Source organism: Mycobacterium novum (genome assembly GCF_010726505.1).
GTDB lineage: Bacteria > Actinomycetota > Actinomycetes > Mycobacteriales > Mycobacteriaceae > Mycobacterium > Mycobacterium algericum.
This window is the reverse complement of record NZ_AP022562.1, coordinates 3,897,395-3,916,139: the sequence shown is the minus strand read 5'-3', so window position 1 is coordinate 3,916,139 and position 18,745 is coordinate 3,897,395. Positions and strand designations below refer to the sequence as shown.

The 18,745-nt window shown below is 69.0% G+C and carries 19 protein-coding genes and 1 pseudogene; 2 read left to right on the top strand and 18 right to left on the bottom strand.

Annotation, left to right across the window (positions count from 1 at the left end; genetic code table 11):
• Positions 1–22: 22 nt before the first annotated feature.
• The 3 genes from G6N19_RS18525 to G6N19_RS18515 all read right to left on the bottom strand — a co-directional run bounded on the left by G6N19_RS18525 (position 23) and on the right by G6N19_RS18515 (position 4,051).
• On the bottom strand, positions 23–250 hold the full coding sequence (locus G6N19_RS18525; protein ID WP_013829255.1) for a 4Fe-4S dicluster domain-containing protein: 228 nt from the start codon (positions 248–250) through the stop codon (positions 23–25).
• Positions 247–990, bottom strand: a complete 744-nt coding sequence (locus G6N19_RS18520) for a GntR family transcriptional regulator (protein WP_013829256.1) — start codon at positions 988–990, stop codon at positions 247–249. Before G6N19_RS18520 ends, G6N19_RS18525 begins: the two co-directional genes overlap by 4 nt.
• Before the next feature lie 319 nt (positions 991–1,309).
• Entirely contained in the window at positions 1,310–4,051 is a 2,742-nt protein-coding gene (locus G6N19_RS18515) for an aminotransferase class I/II-fold pyridoxal phosphate-dependent enzyme (RefSeq protein ID WP_193466440.1), read from the bottom strand.
• Between the two features lie 156 nt (positions 4,052–4,207).
• On the opposite strand from G6N19_RS18515, the gene G6N19_RS18510 reads away from it, so the two are divergent.
• Entirely contained in the window at positions 4,208–4,483 is a 276-nt protein-coding gene (locus tag G6N19_RS18510; RefSeq protein WP_013829258.1) for a hypothetical protein, read from the top strand.
• A 6-nt stretch (positions 4,484–4,489) separates the two neighbouring features.
• Here the strand turns inward: G6N19_RS18510 and nusB are convergent, their stop codons facing one another.
• The 3 genes from nusB to G6N19_RS18495 are packed head-to-tail and all read right to left on the bottom strand — an operon-like array spanning position 4,490 to position 6,713.
• Complete coding sequence (gene nusB, locus G6N19_RS18505) at positions 4,490–5,008, bottom strand: transcription antitermination factor NusB (RefSeq protein WP_041318067.1); 519 nt, start codon at positions 5,006–5,008, stop codon at positions 4,490–4,492.
• A 2-nt stretch (positions 5,009–5,010) separates the two neighbouring features.
• A complete protein-coding gene (gene efp / locus G6N19_RS18500; RefSeq protein ID WP_013829260.1) occupies positions 5,011–5,574 on the bottom strand; it encodes an elongation factor P in 564 nt (187 codons plus the stop codon).
• A gap of 14 nt (positions 5,575–5,588) precedes the next feature.
• Positions 5,589–6,713 carry an aminopeptidase P family protein gene (locus G6N19_RS18495; protein ID WP_193465403.1) on the bottom strand — a complete coding sequence of 375 codons (1,125 nt, stop codon included), beginning with the start codon at positions 6,711–6,713 and terminating at the stop codon, positions 5,589–5,591.
• A 33-nt stretch (positions 6,714–6,746) separates the two neighbouring features.
• Between G6N19_RS18495 and G6N19_RS18490 the strand changes: the two genes are divergently transcribed.
• Positions 6,747–7,493: a B-4DMT family transporter gene (locus G6N19_RS18490; RefSeq protein ID WP_193465402.1), complete on the top strand. Its 747-nt coding sequence runs from the start codon at positions 6,747–6,749 to the stop codon at positions 7,491–7,493.
• Here the strand turns inward: G6N19_RS18490 and aroQ are convergent.
• The 12 genes and pseudogenes from aroQ to G6N19_RS18430 all read right to left on the bottom strand — a co-directional run bounded on the left by aroQ (position 7,469) and on the right by G6N19_RS18430 (position 18,722).
• Positions 7,469–7,903 (bottom strand): type II 3-dehydroquinate dehydratase, encoded by a 435-nt coding sequence (aroQ, locus tag G6N19_RS18485; protein ID WP_013829263.1) that lies wholly within the window; start codon positions 7,901–7,903, stop codon positions 7,469–7,471. The genes G6N19_RS18490 and aroQ overlap by 25 nt on opposite strands.
• On the bottom strand, positions 7,900–9,006 hold the full coding sequence (aroB, locus tag G6N19_RS18480; protein WP_013829264.1) for a 3-dehydroquinate synthase: 1,107 nt from the start codon (positions 9,004–9,006) through the stop codon (positions 7,900–7,902). Before aroB ends, aroQ begins: the two co-directional genes overlap by 4 nt.
• Before the next feature lie 89 nt (positions 9,007–9,095).
• Positions 9,096–9,623, bottom strand: a pseudogene (locus G6N19_RS18475) (shikimate kinase); the annotation flags it as partial.
• 2 nt (positions 9,624–9,625) lie between these two features.
• The gene (aroC, locus tag G6N19_RS18470; protein ID WP_013829266.1) at positions 9,626–10,843 is read right to left on the bottom strand and encodes a chorismate synthase; all 1,218 of its coding nucleotides are present in this window, start codon (positions 10,841–10,843) and stop codon (positions 9,626–9,628) included.
• A gap of 122 nt (positions 10,844–10,965) precedes the next feature.
• The gene (locus tag G6N19_RS18465; protein WP_232062428.1) at positions 10,966–11,370 is read right to left on the bottom strand and encodes a hypothetical protein; all 405 of its coding nucleotides are present in this window, start codon (positions 11,368–11,370) and stop codon (positions 10,966–10,968) included.
• Positions 11,371–11,561: 191 nt separating this feature from the next.
• Complete coding sequence (locus G6N19_RS18460) at positions 11,562–11,990, bottom strand: prepilin peptidase (protein ID WP_013829268.1); 429 nt, start codon at positions 11,988–11,990, stop codon at positions 11,562–11,564.
• 10 nt (positions 11,991–12,000) lie between these two features.
• Positions 12,001–12,837: a shikimate dehydrogenase gene (locus G6N19_RS18455; RefSeq protein ID WP_083037414.1), complete on the bottom strand. Its 837-nt coding sequence runs from the start codon at positions 12,835–12,837 to the stop codon at positions 12,001–12,003.
• Positions 12,815–14,068 (bottom strand): endolytic transglycosylase MltG, encoded by a 1,254-nt coding sequence (locus tag G6N19_RS18450; RefSeq protein WP_013829270.1) that lies wholly within the window; start codon positions 14,066–14,068, stop codon positions 12,815–12,817. The genes G6N19_RS18455 and G6N19_RS18450 overlap by 23 nt, the downstream gene beginning before the upstream one ends.
• Positions 14,061–14,588 carry a Holliday junction resolvase RuvX gene (gene ruvX, locus G6N19_RS18445; RefSeq protein WP_041318079.1) on the bottom strand — a complete coding sequence of 176 codons (528 nt, stop codon included), beginning with the start codon at positions 14,586–14,588 and terminating at the stop codon, positions 14,061–14,063. Before ruvX ends, G6N19_RS18450 begins: the two co-directional genes overlap by 8 nt.
• Positions 14,585–17,290 (bottom strand): alanine--tRNA ligase, encoded by a 2,706-nt coding sequence (alaS, locus tag G6N19_RS18440; protein ID WP_193465401.1) that lies wholly within the window; start codon positions 17,288–17,290, stop codon positions 14,585–14,587. The genes ruvX and alaS overlap by 4 nt, the downstream gene beginning before the upstream one ends.
• Positions 17,291–17,383: 93 nt before the next feature.
• Positions 17,384–17,776 (bottom strand): secondary thiamine-phosphate synthase enzyme YjbQ, encoded by a 393-nt coding sequence (locus G6N19_RS18435; protein ID WP_193466439.1) that lies wholly within the window; start codon positions 17,774–17,776, stop codon positions 17,384–17,386.
• 34 nt (positions 17,777–17,810) lie between these two features.
• Positions 17,811–18,722, bottom strand: a complete 912-nt coding sequence (locus tag G6N19_RS18430) for an HpcH/HpaI aldolase/citrate lyase family protein (RefSeq protein ID WP_193465400.1) — start codon at positions 18,720–18,722, stop codon at positions 17,811–17,813.
• Positions 18,723–18,745: the final 23 nt, after the last annotated feature.

Here is an 18,745-nt window from a genome sequence, read left to right as displayed (position 1 = left end):
AATCACCTTGTGGTCACTATGTTCAGCGAAGCAGATAGGGCATGTTGACGGTGACGGCACCGGTCGGGCAGCGCGCCGCACACGGCCCGCAATACCAGCACTCGTCGACGTGCATGAAGGCCTTGCCGTTGTCCGGGTTGATCGCCAGCGAATCCAGCGGGCAGATGTCGACGCACAGCGTGCACCCGGTGATGCACAGCGACTCGTCGATGGTCACCGGGACGTCGGAACGGCTGTTGACCAGCGTCATGGATTGCTCCTTGTCAGACTTCCGCGCATGGTGACCCGGTCACCGCGCATCCGGATGTATTCGAGGTCGACCGGTCTGCCGTCCTCAAAGCTGGTGAGCCGCTCCAGCATCAGCAGGGCCGCACCGTCGGCCAGCTGCAGAATGGCCGCCGAGTGCGGGTCTGCCGGGATGGCCTCCAGCGCCAGCGTGGCATCGCCGAGTCGCTGCCCGCTGATCTGCTCGATCAGCGGGAACAGGTCGCTGTCCTCCAGCGGATGGGCCAGCACGGCGTCGCCGATATCGGCCGGCAGATAGGTCTGATCCAGGCTCAGCGGCACATCACCGAGGTATCGCAGCCGTTCGATGAACACCAGCGGTGCGCCGGCGTCGAGTAACAGTCGCCGGGCGATGGAGGGCGGGGCACAGACAACCGTTGCCACCCGCACCTCGTTGCGCACCTGGCCGTGGCCGTCGAAGGTCTCTTGCAGGCCGAGCAGGAGGTCCAGTCCGTGGTCGTGTTTGTGTTGCGCCACCCGGGTGCCGGTCCGGGGTCCCCGGCTGATCAGGCCCTCGGCCTTCAGTGCGCTCAGTGCCTCGCGAATGATGTTGCGGGACACCACGAATTCGTCAGCGAGTTCCGTTTCGCCGGGCAGCCCGCCGGCGTAGGCGCCGGCGTGGATCTGGTGGCGCAGCACGTCGGCGACCTGCCGCGCCCGGTCCGCGCGGCGGATCGGTTGGACTGCGACACGGGCTTCGGCCATGCAGACACGCTAAGGGTCCACCGGCGCGGGATGACAGCGCCGCGAAACTCTGCTGACCAGCGGTTTGGCGCATTGCGCCACTCGTCTGCGCCCGGCTGCCAGCGGAAACCGGTCGCGGAGGCGCCATTGCGCCGCAACGGCACCGGTGGCCCGGGAAACAATCGCGGTGAGGAAAACCAGCCGCTAACCGCCTGCCCTAGCTGATCCGGTTGCCGTTGGACGGCGGCTGATATCCGCGACCTCGGATGTGTGGCCGCACCGCACCTGCCAGGAGGCGCACCGCCGGTAAGCGTGCGCCGAGCGTGCGCCGAAACGGGTTTCAGGACGGCGTGTCGGCCGGGGACGCGCACGCCCGCGGAGAAGTTGCCATGCGCGCCAAGGCGTCCTGGGTGAACACCGCCAGCCCCAGGTCGGGGTTGTAGCCGTGGATCTCCTTGACGTCCAGTTCGGCCAGGAAGTACAGAATCTCCTTGGAGACCACCTGTCCGGGGACCAGCACCGGGAAGCCGGGCGGGTACGGCACGACGAAGGTGGTCGACACCAGGGTCTTGCCGTCGGCGACCCGGCGGCCGGCGTCGCCGAGCAGGACGTGCTCGCGATCGGACTCCTCGTAGCCGCCGTAGAACGCCGCCCTCATATCACCGAATCCGCTTGCGCCGTCGGGCCGGAACGCGTGGTCGAACTCGCTGAAGTCTGGAAGCGGCGGCAGATCCTCGGTGATCTCCACCACCTTGCGCTGCTGCAGCGCCCGGTCGTCGATGCTGGCCGCCTCCCAGGCATGGTCCAGTTCGCCGGCGACCCGGCGTAACGCGTCGAGCAGGTAGTGCACGCTGGACCAGGTCACCCCGATGGTGAAGATCAGCAGCACGGAGTTGATCGACGTCTTGTTGATCTGGATGCCGAAGCGCTCCATCAAGATCTTCTCGCGGAAGTCGTAGCCGTTCATCCCGGTCTTGCCGATGTACAGCGTGACCCGGGTCGGGTCGAGTACGAACTCGTCGGATCGCCAGGCCTCGTTCCACTCCGCCAGCGCACCCTGGCGAACCTGGCGATAGGAGCTGACCGTCGACTCCCGGAACCGGGCGGGCACCAGGTCGTCTTCGTCGAGAATGCGGAACCACTTGCTGATCAGCCGGTCCTTACGGACCCGGTGGCGAAACACCAGTGCCATATCGTAGACCCGCCGCACCATGTGGAAGCCTTCGATGTCGACCTGTCGGCGAGCCAGGTCCAACGATGCCAATAGCTGCTGGTTCGGCGAGGTAGAGGTGTGAGTCAGAAACGCTTCGGTGAACGCGTCTCGAGCCAGCGCGTTGAAGTCCTGGTCGCGGACGTGGATCATCGAGGCCTGCCGCAGCGCCGACAGCGACTTGTGGGTGGAGTGGGTCGCATAGACCCGCACTCGAGCCGAGGGGGCGGGCAACAACCGATGCTCGCTCCACCGGGAGCGGTCGATGCCCTCCATAGAGGCACGCCACGCCTGGTATTCCTCGGCGTAGTCGGGTGAGCAGAGCATGGCTTCCAAGCGTTCGGCGGCGACCATCGCGGTGCGCTGCCGGGCCCACGGTACGGCGGTCGCGAAGGCGTACCAGGCCTCGTCCCACAGAAAGCAGATGTCCGGCTTGATCGCCAGGATCTCCTCCATCACCCGCTGTGGGTTGTAGACCACGCCGTCGAAGGTGCAGTTGGTCAGTGAGATCATCCGAACCCGGTGCAGCTGCCCGGCCGCCTCCAGGTCCAGCAGCGCGCGCTTGATGGTCTGCAGCGACACCGCACCGTAGATCGCGAACGGCGCCAGCGGATAGGCATCCAGATACATCGGGTACGCACCGGCCAGCACCAGACTGTAGTGATGCGACTTGTGGCAGTTCCGGTCGATCAGCACGATGTCGCCCGGCCGGGTCAGTGCCTGCCCGACGATCTTGTTTGCCGTCGAGGTCCCGTTGGTGACGAAATAGGTGTTGTCGGCGTTCCAGGTCTTTGCGGCCTTGTCCATCGCGACCCGGATGGTGCCGTGCGGGTCGAGCAGCGAATCCAGCCCTCCGGATGTCGAGGAGGTCTCGGCCATGAAGATGTTGCGGCCGTAGAACTCTCCCATGTCCTGCAGCGAACGGGAGTTGAATATGCTGGCGCCGCGAGCCACCGGAAGCGCGTGGAACTGGCCTACCGGCTCGGCCGCATAGGCCCGCAACGCATCGAAATACGGTGTGGAGTAGCGCTTCCGGATGCCGGCAAGCACGGTGCTGTGCAGGTCGGTGACATCGTTGAGCCGGTAGAAGGTCCGGTCGTAGATGTCCGGCTCCTCCTCGGTGTCAGCGGCGATCGACTCATCGGTGAGCAGGTACAGGTCGATGTGCGGCCGCAGCAGCCGCATCCATTCCCCGCATTCGACGGCGTCGCGGCCGCAGTCGACGACTCCGGCGTCGTCGCTGACGCCCAGCAACGTGGTCATCAGCGGCACCCGGTCACGCGAACGGAGCGGCAGATCATGCCGCACGATCGCAGCCTGGACCTCGCCGTTGAGCGCGACCGCGGTGACGGCGTCCTCCACGCTCGAGACCACCAGCAACTCGACCTGCACCTCGTCGTCGACCTTTCGCAGCGCACGGAGACTTTCCGCCAGGCTCTCGGGCGCCTCCTGCGGCGAATCGTCCGCCAGCAACACGGTGTAGAACTGCTGCTGGCGAGCCTGAGCCACCAGTTCCTGTTCTGAGAGCGGCGAGCTCAGATCGAACAAGGCCGCGCGGTCGCCGTAGTCCGACAACAACCGCACCACCAGCGAGACCTGCTCGCTGAGCGACACCGTCGCCATCGCCTCGAGGTAACCGCGGAACGTCGCCAACCGCGCCGCACCCGGAAACAGCCAGTACCGCTCGAACGCGCCGAGGCGGTGCATCAAGCGCTTCACATGCGCGACATGGTGAGTGCTGTCCAGGCCGGCGCGGTCAACCGCGGCCAGTTCCCGACAGGCGTCGTCGAGCAGGTTCCAGGTGTCCACCCGCGAATACGACGGGTTCGCCACCGCCGCCAGCGCCGAGACCCGTAACCGTCGATTTCCCATGTCGCCGCGTGAGTTCATAGGGCCAGTGTGCCGGTTCGGCGCGCCTGCGGGGTGCTTTCGCCGCCGCCGGTGCACGGCTGGCAAGGGTCTAAGGCCCTACGATCCGGAAGCCAAAGGCCATGTCAGAACGGCGCCGTGGTGAGTAGCGTCGGAAGGGTGGGTGATATAGCCAACATCGACGCCTACACCGCCGCGCTGGCCGGTGCGCAGACCGCCGAGGAAGCCTGCGAACGTCTTTCGGCCGCGGACTGCGTCGCTGCGACACAGGGCGAGTCGGTCGTCATCGGTGACGGCGAGGCGACGGCCCGCCCGTTCGAGGGCGTCAACAAGATCGGCGATGCCTTCTTCCTGTGGTGCCTGCACGACCGCGACGGCGAGATCGTCCGGTGCGTCGCGCGCGGTCCGCAGGGCAGTTGCCCGCCGCGGCACTGAGACCGGTCACTCCTCGGAGCCGGCCTCGGGCTCGGTGGCGGCAGGCGCGGGCGGCGCAGCCGCTTCCCGGACGGCCTGCGATGCCGCCCGCAGCTGCGGTGTCACCAGCATCACCTGCCCCAGCACGCCGTTGACGAAGCCGGGCGAGTCATCGGTGGACAGCTCCTTGGCCAGTTTCACCGCCTCGTCGACGGCGACCGGCTCCGGGACGTCCTCGGCGTGCAGCAACTCCCAGATCGCCACCCGCAGGATCGCCCGGTCGACGGCCGGCAGTCGCTCCAACTTCCAGCCCTGCAGGTGGGAGGTGATCAGGTCGTCGATATGAGCACTGTGGGCGGTGACGCCGTCTGCGACGGTGACGGTGTAGGGGTGCAGCGGCGCCACATCGGGCTGTTCGGCCGCCAGCGCCGTCCGCAGCTCGGCGCCCTGCGCCGGCGTCAGACCCCGGGCTTCGGACTCGAACAGCAGATCAACGGCACGCTTGCGGGCCTGATGCCGGCCTTTCACCGGCTTGCCAGCGGGCATGGTCAGGAGTTGACCCGTCCCAGGTAGCTGCCGTCGCGGGTGTCGACCTTCAGCTTGTCTCCGGTGTTGATGAACAGCGGAACGTTGATCTGGGCGCCGGTCTCCATGGTGGCCGGCTTGGTTCCCGCACTGGAGCGGTCGCCCTGCAGGCCCGGCTCGGTGTGAGTGACCTCCAACTCGACGCTGACCGGCATCTCCAGGTACAGCGGCACCCCGTTGTGGAAGGCGATCTGCACCGGCATGCTCTCCAACAGGTAGTTCGCCGAGTCGCCGACCATCGCCTCGGGCAGCGGGTGCTGCTCGTAGTCGGCGCTGTCCATGAAAACGAAGTCGGCGCCGTCGCGGTACAGGAAGGTGGCGTCCCGGCGGTCGACGGTGGCGGTCTCGACCTTCACCCCGGCGTTGTAGGTCTTGTCGACCACCTTGCCCGACACCACGTTCTTGAGCTTGGTGCGCACGAAGGCCGGCCCCTTGCCCGGTTTGACGTGCTGGAATTCGACGATCTGCCAGAGCTGGCCGTCGATCACCAGCACCAGTCCGTTCTTGAAGTCGGCAGTTGAGGCCACGTTTCCTACGTCTCCTAGAGGGTGGTCAGTTCCTTGGGGAACCGAGTCAGCAATTCCGGGTGCGTCCCCGCGGCTGCGGGTGAGTCACCGCCGACCACGAGCGTGTCCTCGATGCGGACGCCGCCACGATCGGCCAGATAGACGCCGGGCTCCACGGTCACCACAGCACCGGCAAGCAGTGTACCGTTGGCCGTCGCGTTGATTCCCGGCGCTTCATGAATCCGCAGCCCGACCCCGTGGCCCAGGCCGTGCCCGAAGGTCTCGCCGTACCCGGCGTCGGCGATCACCCCGCGCGCGGCCGCATCGACGTCACGCAGCGCCGCTCCCGGTCGCAGCGCCTCCCGGCCGGCGCGCTGGGCGGCCGCGACCACCTGATAGATCTCCTGCTGCCAGTCGGCCGGTCGGCCCAGCACGAAGGTGCGGGTCATGTCGGAGTGGTAGCCGGCCACCAGCGCCCCGAAGTCGATCTTGACGAAATCACCGGCCGTCAGCACCGCCTCGGTCGGCCGATGGTGCGGTATCGCCGAATTCGGGCCGGCGGCCACGATGGTCTCGAAGGAGGCGCCGTCGGCGCCGTGGTCGAGCAGCAACGCCTCCAAATCCCGGGCGACCTCGCGTTCGGTACGGCCCGGCCGCAGTCCCCCGCGCTCCACCAGGGCGCCCAGCGCAGCGTCGGCGGCCTCGCAGGCCAACCGCAACAGCGCCACCTCGCCGGCGTCCTTGGCCTCCCGCAGCGCCTCCACCGCACCCGAGGCCCGAACCAGTTCGGCACCCGCGACGGCGCCGTCAGCGGCGCACAGCGCCGCTGCCAGCGTGTCGAAGCCGTCCACCGTGACCACATGCGCCTCGAACCCCAGCCTGCCCACACCGGCCGCAGCAGCCTGCCCGACCAGGTGACTCGCCCCGGCGCGCTCGATCGCAGCCGGTAGGTCGGGGGCCTGCCGAGCGGCTTGGGTGCGGTAGCGGCCGTCGGTCGCCAGCAGCGCGGGCCGCTGGTCGGCGTAGACCAGCAGGGCACCGGCCGAGCCGGTGAATCCGGACAGGTACCGCACGTTGATCAAGTCTGTGACCAGCATCGCGTCCAAACCGGCCGCATCGATTGCGGCGCTCAGACGTAGCCGACGGGAGGAATGTGTCACGCGGTGTGACGGTACTCGCTACGCTGTGCCCCCATGAGCAAGTGGTTTCTTCGCGGGTTGGTCTTCGCAGCGCTGATGGTCGTCATCCGCATGACCCAGGGGGTGTTGATCAACGCCTTCGAGGCGCAGGCCGGCCTGATCAGCCTGATCCTGATGATCTTGTTCGCGATCGCAGTGATGGTGTGGGGCTATTCCGATGGCCGCGCCGACGCCCGCGCGAACCCCGACCCGGACCGGCGCGACGACCTCGCCATGACGTGGCTGGGTGCCGGGCTGGTCGCCGGGCTGGTGAGCGGCCTGGTGTCGTGGATCATCGGGCTGGTCGACAAGGCGCTCTACGTCAGCTCGCTGTTCAACGAGCTGACCAGCTTCGCGGCCTTCACCGCGCTGCTGGTGTTCGTCACGGCGGTGGCCGCCGTCACCCTGGGACGCCGTCGCGTCGACAAGGAGTACGAGAAGGCGCCGCACCGCCACCACGGCCTGGCCGCCCAGGGCGAGGCTGCCCCGACGGACGTGTTCGCCACCGTCGGTGCCCCCGCGGTGGCCGCCGAGCAGACCGACACCATCCAGACCGAGGCGGCGCCCCACGCCGACACCGCCGCACCGCAAGCCGACGCTCCTGCCACCCAGGCCGACGCCGGCGCGACATTGGCCGGCCCCGCCGCGGGTTTCACCACCGAGGAGTTCCCGGCCGTTGAAGACCAGGCCGACGCCACCACCGAGATCCCGGCGGTCGACGAGGGCGGCCCGTCAGCTCAGTCCGACGACTCGGCCAAGTAGCGCAGCGCCAGCAGATAGCCGCGCACACCGAATCCCACGATCACGCCGCTGGCGACCGGACTCAAGTAGGAATGGCGCCGAAAGTCTTCGCGGGCATGAACATTGGAGATGTGCAGTTCGATCAGCGGTGCCCGCAGTTCGGCGCAGGCGTCGCGTAGCGCCACCGAGGTGTGGGTCAGACCACCGGCGTTGAGGATCACCGGCTCGGCGGCGTCGGCGGCGGCATGAATCCAGCCCAGCAGCTGCGCTTCGCTGTCGCTCTGGCGCACCACGGCCTGCACACCCAGCGCGGCGGCCTCCCGCTCGATCAGCGCCTGCAGGTCCTCATAGCTGGTGTCGCCGTAGACATCCGGCTCCCGCCGGCCCAGCCGCCCCAGGTTGGGGCCGTTGATGACGTTGATCCGGTTCACCGTCGCTCCAATCGGAATCGCCGGCCCACCTCGTCGTAGGCGGCGGCCAGCAGCATCGGGTCAGGCCCCTCCAGCCGGCCCGGCTTGGCCAGGCCGTCGAGCACCACGAACCGCAACACGCCGGCCCGGTTCTTCTTGTCCCCCATCATGTATTCCAGCAGCGCCGGCAGGGCGCTCTCGTAGTAGCTGACCGGCAGGCCCAGGGACTGCAGGATCGAGCGGTGCCGGTCGGCGGTCTCGTCGTCGAGGCGCCCGGTGACGCGGGCCAGCTCCGCGGCGAAGACCAGTCCGACCGACACCGCGTCGCCGTGGCGCCACTGATAGTGCTCCAGCGCCTCGATCGCGTGCGCGAGGGTGTGGCCGTAGTTGAGGATCTCGCGCAGGCCCGACTCCCGCTCGTCGGCGGCGACGACTTCGGCCTTGACGGTGATCGCGCGCCGGATCAGCTCACCCAGCACCTCCCCGGCCGGGTCCATAGCGGCCTTCGGGTCGGCTTCGATGAGGTCGAGGATCACCGGATCGGCGATGAAACCGGCTTTGACGATCTCGGGCATACCGGCGACGATCTCGCGCTGCGGCAGCGTCTCCAGGGTGGCCAGATCGACCACGACGGCCGCCGGCTGGTGGAACGCGCCGACGAGGTTCTTGCCGGCCTCGGTGTTGATGCCGGTCTTGCCGCCGACCGCGGCGTCCACCATCGCCAGCAGTGTGGTGGGCACATGCACGATCGAGACGCCGCGCAGCCAGCTGGCCGCCGCGAAACCGGCCACGTCGGTGGCGGCGCCTCCGCCCAGACTCACCAGGGCGTCTCTGCGGTCGAGCCCGATCCGTCCCAGCACGTCCCAGATGAAGCCCAGCACCTGCAGCGACTTGCCGTCCTCGGCATCGGGGATCTCGATGCGATGCGCCTCGATACCCTTGTCGGACAGGTACGTTCGGATCCCCTCGGCGGTCTGCTCCAGCGTCGGCTGATGCAGGATCGCGACCTTGTTGCGGCCGGCGAGCAGATCGGCGAGATCACCGAGCAAGCCTTTGCCGATCACCACCGGGTACGGCGGGTCGGTGGCCACCGTCACGGTGATCGGCTCGGGAATCTGGGTCACTTGCGTCCTCCGGTCTGTCGTGCGGCCAGCGTGGCCGGGGTGGGCGGTGAGCCGGTGGGCGCCGCCGGTGGCTGTACCCGGGCAGGCCGGGTGGCCTTGCCGCCCGGCGCGGTCGCCTCCAGCCGGGACACGATATAGCGCACCACCGCGCCCGGATTTCGCCGGTTGGTGTTGACCCGGATCGTGGCGAGGCGCCGGTAGAGCGGCACTCGTTGCGCCATCAACTCGCGGAACTTCTCGGCCCGGCCCGGCCCGGCCAGCAGCGGCCGTACCGTGCTGCCGCCGGTGCGCCGGACTCCCTCGGCGGCGCTGATCTCGAGGAACACCACGGTATGCCCGGCCAGTGCTTCGCGCACCCCGGGGCTGGTGACCGCTCCCCCGCCCAGTGACAGCACCCCGTCGTGATCCGCCAGCGCCGCGCGCACGACTTCCTCCTCGATACGGCGGAACTCCTGTTCGCCGTCGGTGGCGAAGATGTCGGCGATGCTCCGCCCGGCGCGGGCCTCGATGGCGGCGTCGGTATCGAGCATCTCGACGCCGAGCGCCTTGGCCAGGCGCCGTCCGATGGTGGATTTGCCCGCGCCGGGCAATCCCACCAGAACCGCTCTGGGCGTCACGCCTACCCCGATGCCCGGGCCTGGCCGCCCACCGACCCGCGTTCGGCCACCGAACGCCGGTATGCCTCGATGTTGCGCCGGGTTTCGGTCAGCGAGTCGCCGCCGAATTTGGCCAGCGCCGCGCGGGCCAACACCAACGCCACCATGGCCTCGGCCACCACTCCCGCGGCCGGGACGGCGCACACGTCGGAGCGCTGATGGATCGCGACCGCTTCGTCGCCGGTGGCCATGTCGACGGTGGCCAGTGCCCGCGGAACGGTGGAGATCGGCTTCATCGCCGCGCGCACCCGCAGCGGCTGGCCGTTGGTCATGCCGCCCTCCAGCCCGCCGGCACGGTTGGTGGAGCGAACCACACCGTCGGGGCCCGGGTGCATCTCGTCGTGGGCGGCGCTGCCGCGCCGGCGGGCGGTGGTGAAACCGTCGCCGATTTCGACACCCTTGATGGCCTGGATGCCCATGATCGCCGCGGCCAGTTGGCCATCCAGGCGATCGTCGCCACTGATAAAGGACCCCAGGCCGATCGGCAGGCCTGAGACCACCACTTCCACCACGCCCCCCAGCGTGTCGCCGTCGGCCTTGGCCGCCTCGATCTCGGCGATCATGGATTCCTGTGCCTGCCGGTCGTAAGCACGGACCGGGCTGGCGTCGATGGCGGCCAGATCCTCGGGCTGCGGCACCGGACCGTCGTAGGGGTCGGACGCGCCGATCGAGATCACGTGGGAGATCACCTGCACGCCCAGCGCCTGGTCCAGGAACGCCCGCGCGATCGTTCCGGCGGTGACCCGGGCGGCCGTCTCGCGCGCGCTGGCCCGCTCCAGCACCGGGCGGGCGTCGTCGAAGCCGTATTTGAGCATGCCGGCGTAGTCGGCGTGGCCGGGTCGAGGGCGGGTCAGTGGCGCGTTGCGAGCACCGCCCTCGCTGTCGAGTACCGCCGGGTCGACCGGGTCGGTCGACATCACCGTCTCCCACTTGGGCCACTCGGTGTTGCCGATCTCCACGGCGATCGGGCCGCCCAAGGTGACACCGTGCCGGACCCCGGACAGCACGGTGACGGCGTCGGCCTCGAACTTCATCCGAGCGCCACGGCCGTAGCCGAGGCGGCGGCGGGCCAACTGGGTCGAGATGTCAGCCGAGGTGACGGCCACTCCGGCGACCATGCCCTCGACCACGGCGACCAGCGCGCGACCGTGCGATTCCCCGGCGGTTATCCAACGCAACACGTGTCCCATCTTCCCATGCCGGTGCTGGGTGCCCGGGCTTGGCGGATTCTACGGTTCGGCACACCGCCGGCTCAACGCAGCGACGGCCGGGGCATCGCCCCGGCTCGTCACCCGGAAGGGCGTCAGGAACCGTTCTTGAGGATCAGGTAGGTGACCGCGTCGGGCCCGTTGCTGGGCGAGGTCACCGCATTGAGCTGGCTGCCCACGTTGCCGACCACGCCGTCGAGGATCCGGTCGAAGTCCTCGGCGGAGGTCTCCGGGTCGATCAGCACCAGCGGAGATTCGCCGGGCGGAACCGCCGAGGTCGGGTCCAGCAGATACCCGCCGAACGCGTCGGCATTGGCGGCGGAAGTCTGCGCGAACAGGTCCAGCCACTGTACGGTGGCGTCGGTTCCTTCGGCGCTGGACAGCGCCACCGCCGGAACCTGCACGTCGGGCAGGGACGGTGAAGCCATATTGGTGGCCAGCACGGTGCCGCCGACGATGACCGCGGCAGCGGCCACGCCCCCGATTACTGCTCGCTTCACGGTCACCACCCCCTCATGGTCAGGCCAGATCAGCGTCACTTCCCGATCAGCACAATTCAGAACTCCGATATTACCTAATAATGGGCTGAGGGGCAAACGTTTCCTGTCAAGGCTAACCACGGCGTTAATTTGTGTTCGCTCTCGCTCCCGCAACGTCGGCCACCTCGCCATTTCGCCCCGCTACGGCGTCCTCAGAACATTCCCAGGCCCGCCGCCACCGCGCTGGCCAGGCACATCGATGGCCCATGCGGAACGGTCGGTCCCCGGCGTGCGCACGCGGCGATCAGTCCGCACAACCCGGTCAACAGCGGTGCGGACAACGCCGCCAGCAACCACACGTCGGCGCCGAAGGAACCGGTCAGTGCGCCGAGCCCGACGGCGAGTTTGACGTCACCGGCGCCCAGCCCGGCCGGGGAGATCAGATGCACGGCCAGGTAGACCAGCGCCAGCGCCGCCGCCCCGGCCAGCGCCGCGGATCCCCGCCCGGCCCCGGCCGCCACAGCCGGCACCAGCACCGCCGCGGGCAGCGTCAGCCAGTTCGGCAACCGGCGCGCTGCGATGTCATAGCCGCTCAGCAGTGCCAGCCACGCCAGCACCACAACCGCCGCCGCCTGCTCCACGGCGCCATGCTCAGGCCGGGTCGGCGATCACGCAAGTCATCGCCGCCCGGGGCGCGGGCCGGCCGGTGAAGAGCTCGACTTGGGTGAACGCCTGGTGCAGCAGCATCTGCAGGCCGCTGATCACGGTTCCGCCCGCCGCGGTGACCGCCGCCGCCAGCGGTGTCGGCCACGGGTCATAGATCGCGTCCAGCAGCACCGGCACCCCGGCCAGCACCGGCGCGTACCGGGCTGCGACCTCGGCAGGCAGGGTGCTGACCGTCACCGATGCCGACGCGGCGGCCTCGGCCAGCCCGGCCTCGTCGAGTGCGCAATAGCGTGCCGGCACACCGACTTGGGTCGCCAGCGCCACCAGCCGCGCGGCGTTGTCGGGGTTGCGGGCGGCCACCGTGATACCGCTGACCCCGAGGTCGGTCAACGCCACCACGGCGGCCGGGGCGGTACCGCCCGACCCCAGCACGATCGCCTCCCGGTAAACCTGTCCGACCGATCCCAGCGCCCCGCTGACCCCGTCGACGTCGGTGTTGTCGGCCAGCCAGCCGGTCGGGATGCGAACCAGGGTGTTGGCCGAGCCGATCCGCTCGGCGCGCGGCGTGCGCTCGTCGGCGAAGGCCAGCGCGGCGAATTTGCCCGGCATGGTCACCGACACGCCGACCCATTCTGGCCCGAGTCCCGATACCAGCGCCGGCAACCGCTCGGCGTCGCACTCGATGCGGTCATACGTCCATCCCCGCAGCCCCAACGCCCGGTAGGCCGCCAGGTGCAGTTGCGGCGACCGGGAGTGCGCGATCGGCGATCCCAGCACGGCCGCCTTGCGTGGCCGCGGGTCAGCGGGAGCTGTCGAGGACACCGTTGCCCAGAGCCATCTCGATGTTGTTCAAGTGCTGCTGATAGTTGTGGGTGAACAAGGTGGTGCCGTCCTTGTCGATCGTGACGAAGTACAGCCAGTCGCCCGGTTCCGGGTGCTCGGCGGCTCGCAGGGCCTCCACTCCCGGTGAACAGATCGGGGTGGCCGGCAGTCCCTCGGCGGCGTAGGTGTTCCACGGTGTCAGCTTGGCCCGGTCGGCGTCGGTGGTGGCCACCTCCTGGCGGTCCAGCGGATAGTTGACCGTCGAGTCGAACTCCAGGCGCTGGGGCTCGTTGAGGCGGTTGTCGATGACCCGGGCCACCTTGGCGAAGTCGTGCGGCAGGGCTTCGCGTTGCACCAGCGAGGCCACGATCAACAGCTCGTAGGGGGTCATACCCAATTGCTCGGCGATGGCGGGCAGTCCGGTCTTGGCCAACTCCGCGGCGCTCTGGCCGATCACCTTCGACAGCACGACCGGTGCCGGCGCGGTCGGGTCGACGTTCCAGGTGCCCGCCGTGATCAGCCCCTCGATGCGGCGGTGGTCGCGGCCCATCCTGGTCACCGGCCCAAAGGCCCAGTCCGGCACCGACAGCGCCTCCGGCGTCTCCGTCTCCGCGGCCCGCCGCAACTCCTGCGGCGTGAGGCAGTGGCGATCGCCGTTGAGATCCAGACAGCTGGCCTGAGCGATGAGCGTGAACACTCCCGGTGTCACGGCGTTGGTCTTCATGTCGGTGGTGTCGTCGAGTTGGCGACCCTCCGGGATCACCAGCTTGCCCACCCGGTTCGCCGGGTCGGTGAGCTGCTGTACCGCGGTAACGGCCGGGATCTCGGCCCGCAACCGGTAGAAGCCGGGCTGGATCGCCGCGATGGCGGCGTTGCCCTGCGCGGCGTCGAGGAACGTTTTGACATTGGCGATCACACCGGCGCCCAGCATGGTTTCGGCGATAGCGGTGGTGAAGTCGCCCTCGTGCACCTCGATCAGCACCTGCTGGCCGCCCTCGCCGGTGTAGTCGACCACGGGGCCGCGTGAGTGCCACAGCTTGGAGCCGAGGAACACCGCGGCGATGAGCATCATGGTGACCAGCGCGACGCCCACGGCGCCGACCACCCGCCGGCGCCGGTTACGCCGCCGTCGCTGCCGGTGGTCGCGGGCGCGCTCGGTCCGGCTCATCCGGCGGCGCGGCGGCCCGACCGCCACGGGTTTGGCCTTGGCGGCGGAATAGTCGTCAGACACCGTTGTCCTCCGTCGCCGGGGCCGCCATGCCCGATGTCCGGCGCTGGTCGAGCCAGCTCTGCAGGATGGTCACCGCTGCGGCCTGATCGATCACCGAGCGCTGACGCTTGGACCGTACACCGGCCGCCTGCAGGGCCCGGGCCGCGCTGACGGTGCTCAGGCGTTCGTCGGCCAGTCGCACCGGGACCCGCCGATCCCACTTGGCCAGCATCCGGGCCAGGTCGTCGGCCACCGCGATGGCATCCGCGGCGGCCGCTCCCGTCCGGTCGGCCAGGGTCCGGGGCAACCCGACGACCACTTCGACCACGTCGAGTTCGTCGACCAGGCCGGCCAGCCGGCGTAGGTGTGACCCGGAGGGATGCCGGCGGACGGTCTCCACCGGCGTCGCCAACAGGCCATCGGGGTCACTGCACGACACCCCGATGCGCACGCTGCCCACATCCACCCCGAGCCGTCGTCCGCGGCCGGGATCATCCGGCCCGCCGGGCCGGTCCGGGGTGCGATGGTGGGGGAAGGTCACGCCGGCGCGCTCCGGGCGACCGCCGAGCGGACCGCCGCCAGGGCGGCGTCGATGCCGGCCGAGTCCTTGCCGGAGCCCTGCGCCAGGTCGGCTTTGCCGCCGCCCCGGCCGGCCACCGCGGCCGCCAGGTCTTTGACCAGATCATCGGCACGCAGCCCGAGTTCCTGTGCGGCGCTGTTGGTGGCGACCACATAGGGCACGCTGCCCGGCGAATCCGGGGCAGGGTCGGCGATCAACACCACCACCGCGGGCTCCTCGCCGAGTTTGCCGCGGATGTCGCCGGCCATCGAACGCAGATCGCCACCGCCGATACCACCGGACATTCGCTGCGCCACCAGGCGCACGTTACCGACTCGCTCAGCACCGCTGGCGGCATTTAAGGCAGCTGCGCGTGCACCGGCCAACCGGGCGCGCTCGAGTTCCTTCTCGGCGGCCCGCAGTCGCTCCACCAGGTTTGCCACCCGGGCGGGTACCTCCTCGGATGGCACCTTGAGCGAAGACGCCAGGCCGGCCATCAGCGCCCGCTCCTTGGCCAGGTGGCGGAACGAGTCCAGCCCGACGTAGGCCTCGACCCGGCGCACCCCGGATCCGACCGACGATTCGCCGAGCAGGGTCACCGGGCCGATCTGCGCCGAGTTGTGCACGTGGGTGCCGCCGCACAACTCCAGCGAGAACGGCCCGCCGATCTCGACGACCCGCACCCGATCGGGGTATTTCTCGCCGAACATCGCCATGGCGCCCATCGCCTTGGCCTTCTCGAGGTCTTCGTTGAAGGTGTGCACCTCGAAGTCGGCCTGCACCGCCTCGTTGGTCACCTCTTCGACTTCCCGGCGCTGCTCGTCGCTCAGTGGGCCCTGCCAGTTGAAGTCGAACCGTAGATAGCCCGGCCGGTTCAACGAGCCGGCCTGAACGGCGTTGGGACCCAACACTTGCCGCAACGCGGCATGCACCATGTGGGTGCCGGAGTGGCCCTGGGTGGCGCCCTTGCGCCAGGCCGGATCCACGGCGGCGGTGACGGTGTCACCCTCCACGAACTCGCCGGACTCCACGTTGACCCGGTGCACGAACAGCGTTTGGGCGATCTTCTGCACATCGGTGACGGCGGCCTTGGCCGCCCCGCCGCTGATCGTGCCGACGTCGGCGATCTGCCCGCCCGACTCGGCGTACAGCGGCGTGCGGTCCAGCACCAACTCGACCCGGTCCGGCACCTCGCCGCGGCCCGCGCGCGCCACCACGGGCACCCGCTTGCCGTCCACGAAGATCCCGAGAATCCTTGCCTCCGAGCTCAACTCCTCGAAGCCGGTGAACTCGGTCGGTCCGGCGTCGACCAGTTCGCGGTAGGCACTCAGGTCGGCGTGGGCGTGCTTGCGGGCAGCAGCGTCGGCCTTGGCGCGGGCTCGCTGCTGGGCCATCAGTTCCCGGAAACCGATCTCATCGACGGTCAGGCCGGCCTCGGCCGCCATCTCCAGGGTCAGCTCGATCGGGAAACCGTAGGTGTCGTGCAGGGTGAAGGCGTCGGTGCCCGACAGCACGGTGGTTCCGGAGGACTTGGTGGCCTGTGCTGCGTCGTCGAACAACCGTGACCCTGAAGCCAGGGTGCGGTTGAACGCGGTCTCCTCGGCGACGGCGATGCGGCTGATCCGGTCGAAGTCGGTGACCAGTTCGGGATAGGACGGCCCCATCGCGTCGCGAACGGTCACCATCAGCTCCCCCACGATGGGGCCTTCGATGCCCAGCAGCTTGGCCGAGCGGATCACCCGGCGCAACAGGCGGCGCAGCACGTAGCCGCGGCCGTCGTTGCCCGGACTCACCCCGTCGCCGATCAGGATCGCCGCGGTGCGGGAGTGGTCGGCGATGACCCGGTAGCGCACGTCATCTTGGGGCGCGTCGGGGTTTCCGTAGGGGCGCGGGGCGCGCTCGGCGACCACATCGATGACCGGCCGCAGCAGGTCGGTCTCATAGACGTTGTGCACACCCTGCAGCAGAAACGCGACCCGCTCGACACCCATCCCGGTGTCGATGTTCTTGCGCGGCAAGGGCCCCAGGATTTCGAAGTCCTCCTTGCCGGTGCCCTCGCCGCGCTCGTTCTGCATGAACACCAGGTTCCAGATCTCGATGTAGCGGTCCTCGTTGGCGATGGGGCCGCCGCCGACACCGAACTCGGGGCCGCGGTCGAAGTAGATCTCCGATGACGGGCCGCAGGGCCCGGGAATGCCCATCGACCAGTAGTTGTCGGCCATCCCGCGGCGCTGAATCCGCTCGGCCGGCAACCCGGCGATCTCCTGCCACAGTTCCATGGCCTCGTCGTCGTCGAAGTAGACCGTGGCCCAGATCCGTTCCGGGTCCAGGCCGTAGCCGCCCTGCTCGACGCTGTTCGTCAGCAGCGTCCAGGCCAGCTCGATCGCCCCGCGCTTGAAGTAGTCACCGAACGAGAAGTTGCCGGCCATCTGAAAGAAGGTGTTGTGCCGGGTGGTGATACCCACCTCGTCGATGTCCGGGGTGCGGATGCATTTCTGGATGCTGGTGGCGGTGGCATAGGGCGGCGTCTGCTGCCCCAGGAAGTAGGGCACGAACTGCACCATGCCGGCGTTGATGAACAGCAGGTTGGGGTCATCGAGGATGACCGAAGCGCTGGGCACCTCGGTGTGGCCCGCCTTCACGAAGTGATCGAGGAAGCGTTTCCTGATCTCGTGTGTCTGCACTCTAAAGTCGCTTTCCCGCCGTTGTCGCACCTATTGGACGGCCCTACAGTACCGGTCTGCCGGGCACCGCCTTGACGCCAAGAGGGTGCGGGTTCAGGCGCTGTTGAGGAAACTCAGCCGCACCGACCGTCGCGGGTTGTCCCGGTTGAGGTCGACCAGCACCACCGACTGCCAGACACCGAGCAGTGGCTCGCCGCCGGCCACCGGCACCGTGATGGAGGGCGCGACGATCGCCGGCATGACATGGTCGGCCCCGTGCCCCGGCGACCCGTGGGCGTGCCGGTAGCGGTCATCGCGTGGCAGCAGCCGCTCCAGGGTGTCGACGAGGTCGGCGTCGGAGCCGGCCCCGGTCTCGATGATCGCCACCCCGGCCGTCGCGTGCGGCACGAACACGTTGCACAACCCGTCACCGTGCCCGGCGCAGAACGACCGCACCTGGTCGGTGAGGTCCACGGTGCGGCGCCGGGAGGTGTCGACGTCGAGCACTTCGGTGTTCATGCCCTCCAGGTTACGGGCGCGTTCAGGCCGGCGAGCCGCCGTTGATGAGCGCGACCCGATCCAAGGTCCGCTGCGCCATCTTCACGTGCGCGGCATCAACGAGCACGCCTTCGACGCCGACCGCACCCAGGCCCTTCGCCTCGCCCTCGCGGTAGGCGGCCATGTTGCGTTCGGCCAACGCGATCTCGTCGGCGGTCGGCGCGAAAACCGCGTTGGCCACCGGAATCTGATCGGGGTGGATCGCCCACTTGCCGGTGTAGCCGTACAGCGAGGACCGGCGGGCCTCGGTTTCGTAACCGGCCAGGTCGGCGTAGTCCGGGTAGGGCGAGTCGATCGCCTCGATGCCGGCGATGCGGGCGGCGACCAGCACCTTGTTGCGGGCGTAGTGCCAGAAGTCACCGGGGTAGTCGCCCAGCGGGACGAAGTTGGTGTCCACCCGGGCGCCCTGCGACAGTGAGAAGTCGCCGACGCCGAAGATCAGCGCGTCGATCCGTGGGCTGGCCGTGGCAATCTCCTCGGCGTTGGCCAGCCCCTCGACCTCCTCGATGAGCACTTCGAGGCGGATCTTGCGCTCGAGGCCGAGTTTGGCCTCCAGCTGGGTGAGCAGCAGATCCACCCACCACACGTCGCGGGCGGTGCAGGCCTTGGGCACCACGATGGTGTCGAGGTTGCGTCCGGCGGCGGTGACGACCTCGATGATGTCGTCGTGGCACCACACGGTGTCCAGGCCGTTGATGCGGATGGCTCGCGCGGTGCGCCCCCAGTCCAGTTCGTTGAGGGCGGTGATCACCTTGGCCCGGGCGGCTACCTTGTGGGCGGGCGCGGTGGCATCCTCCAGGTCCAGGAAGACCAGGTCGGCATCCGAGGCCGCAGCCTTGGCGAACATGTTGTCGTTGGCGGCCGGCACGGCCAGTTCGGAACGACGCAACAGCATGAATTTGTCTCCTTGCGATTGGG

Bases quoted from the DNA above. Each gene is read 5' to 3' on its own strand.
- G6N19_RS18525 (WP_013829255.1), bottom strand. From the start codon at position 250: ATGACGCTGGTCAACAGCCGTTCCGACGTCCCGGTGACCATCGACGAG.
- G6N19_RS18520 (WP_013829256.1), bottom strand. From the start codon at position 990: ATGGCCGAAGCCCGTGTCGCAGTCCAACCGATCCGCCGCGCGGACCGG.
- G6N19_RS18515 (WP_193466440.1), bottom strand. From the start codon at position 4,051: ATGGGAAATCGACGGTTACGGGTCTCGGCGCTGGCGGCGGTGGCGAAC.
- nusB (WP_041318067.1), bottom strand. From the start codon at position 5,008: ATGCCCGCTGGCAAGCCGGTGAAAGGCCGGCATCAGGCCCGCAAGCGT.
- G6N19_RS18490 (WP_193465402.1), top strand. From the start codon at position 6,747: ATGAGCAAGTGGTTTCTTCGCGGGTTGGTCTTCGCAGCGCTGATGGTC.
- G6N19_RS18430 (WP_193465400.1), bottom strand. From the start codon at position 18,722: ATGCTGTTGCGTCGTTCCGAACTGGCCGTGCCGGCCGCCAACGACAAC.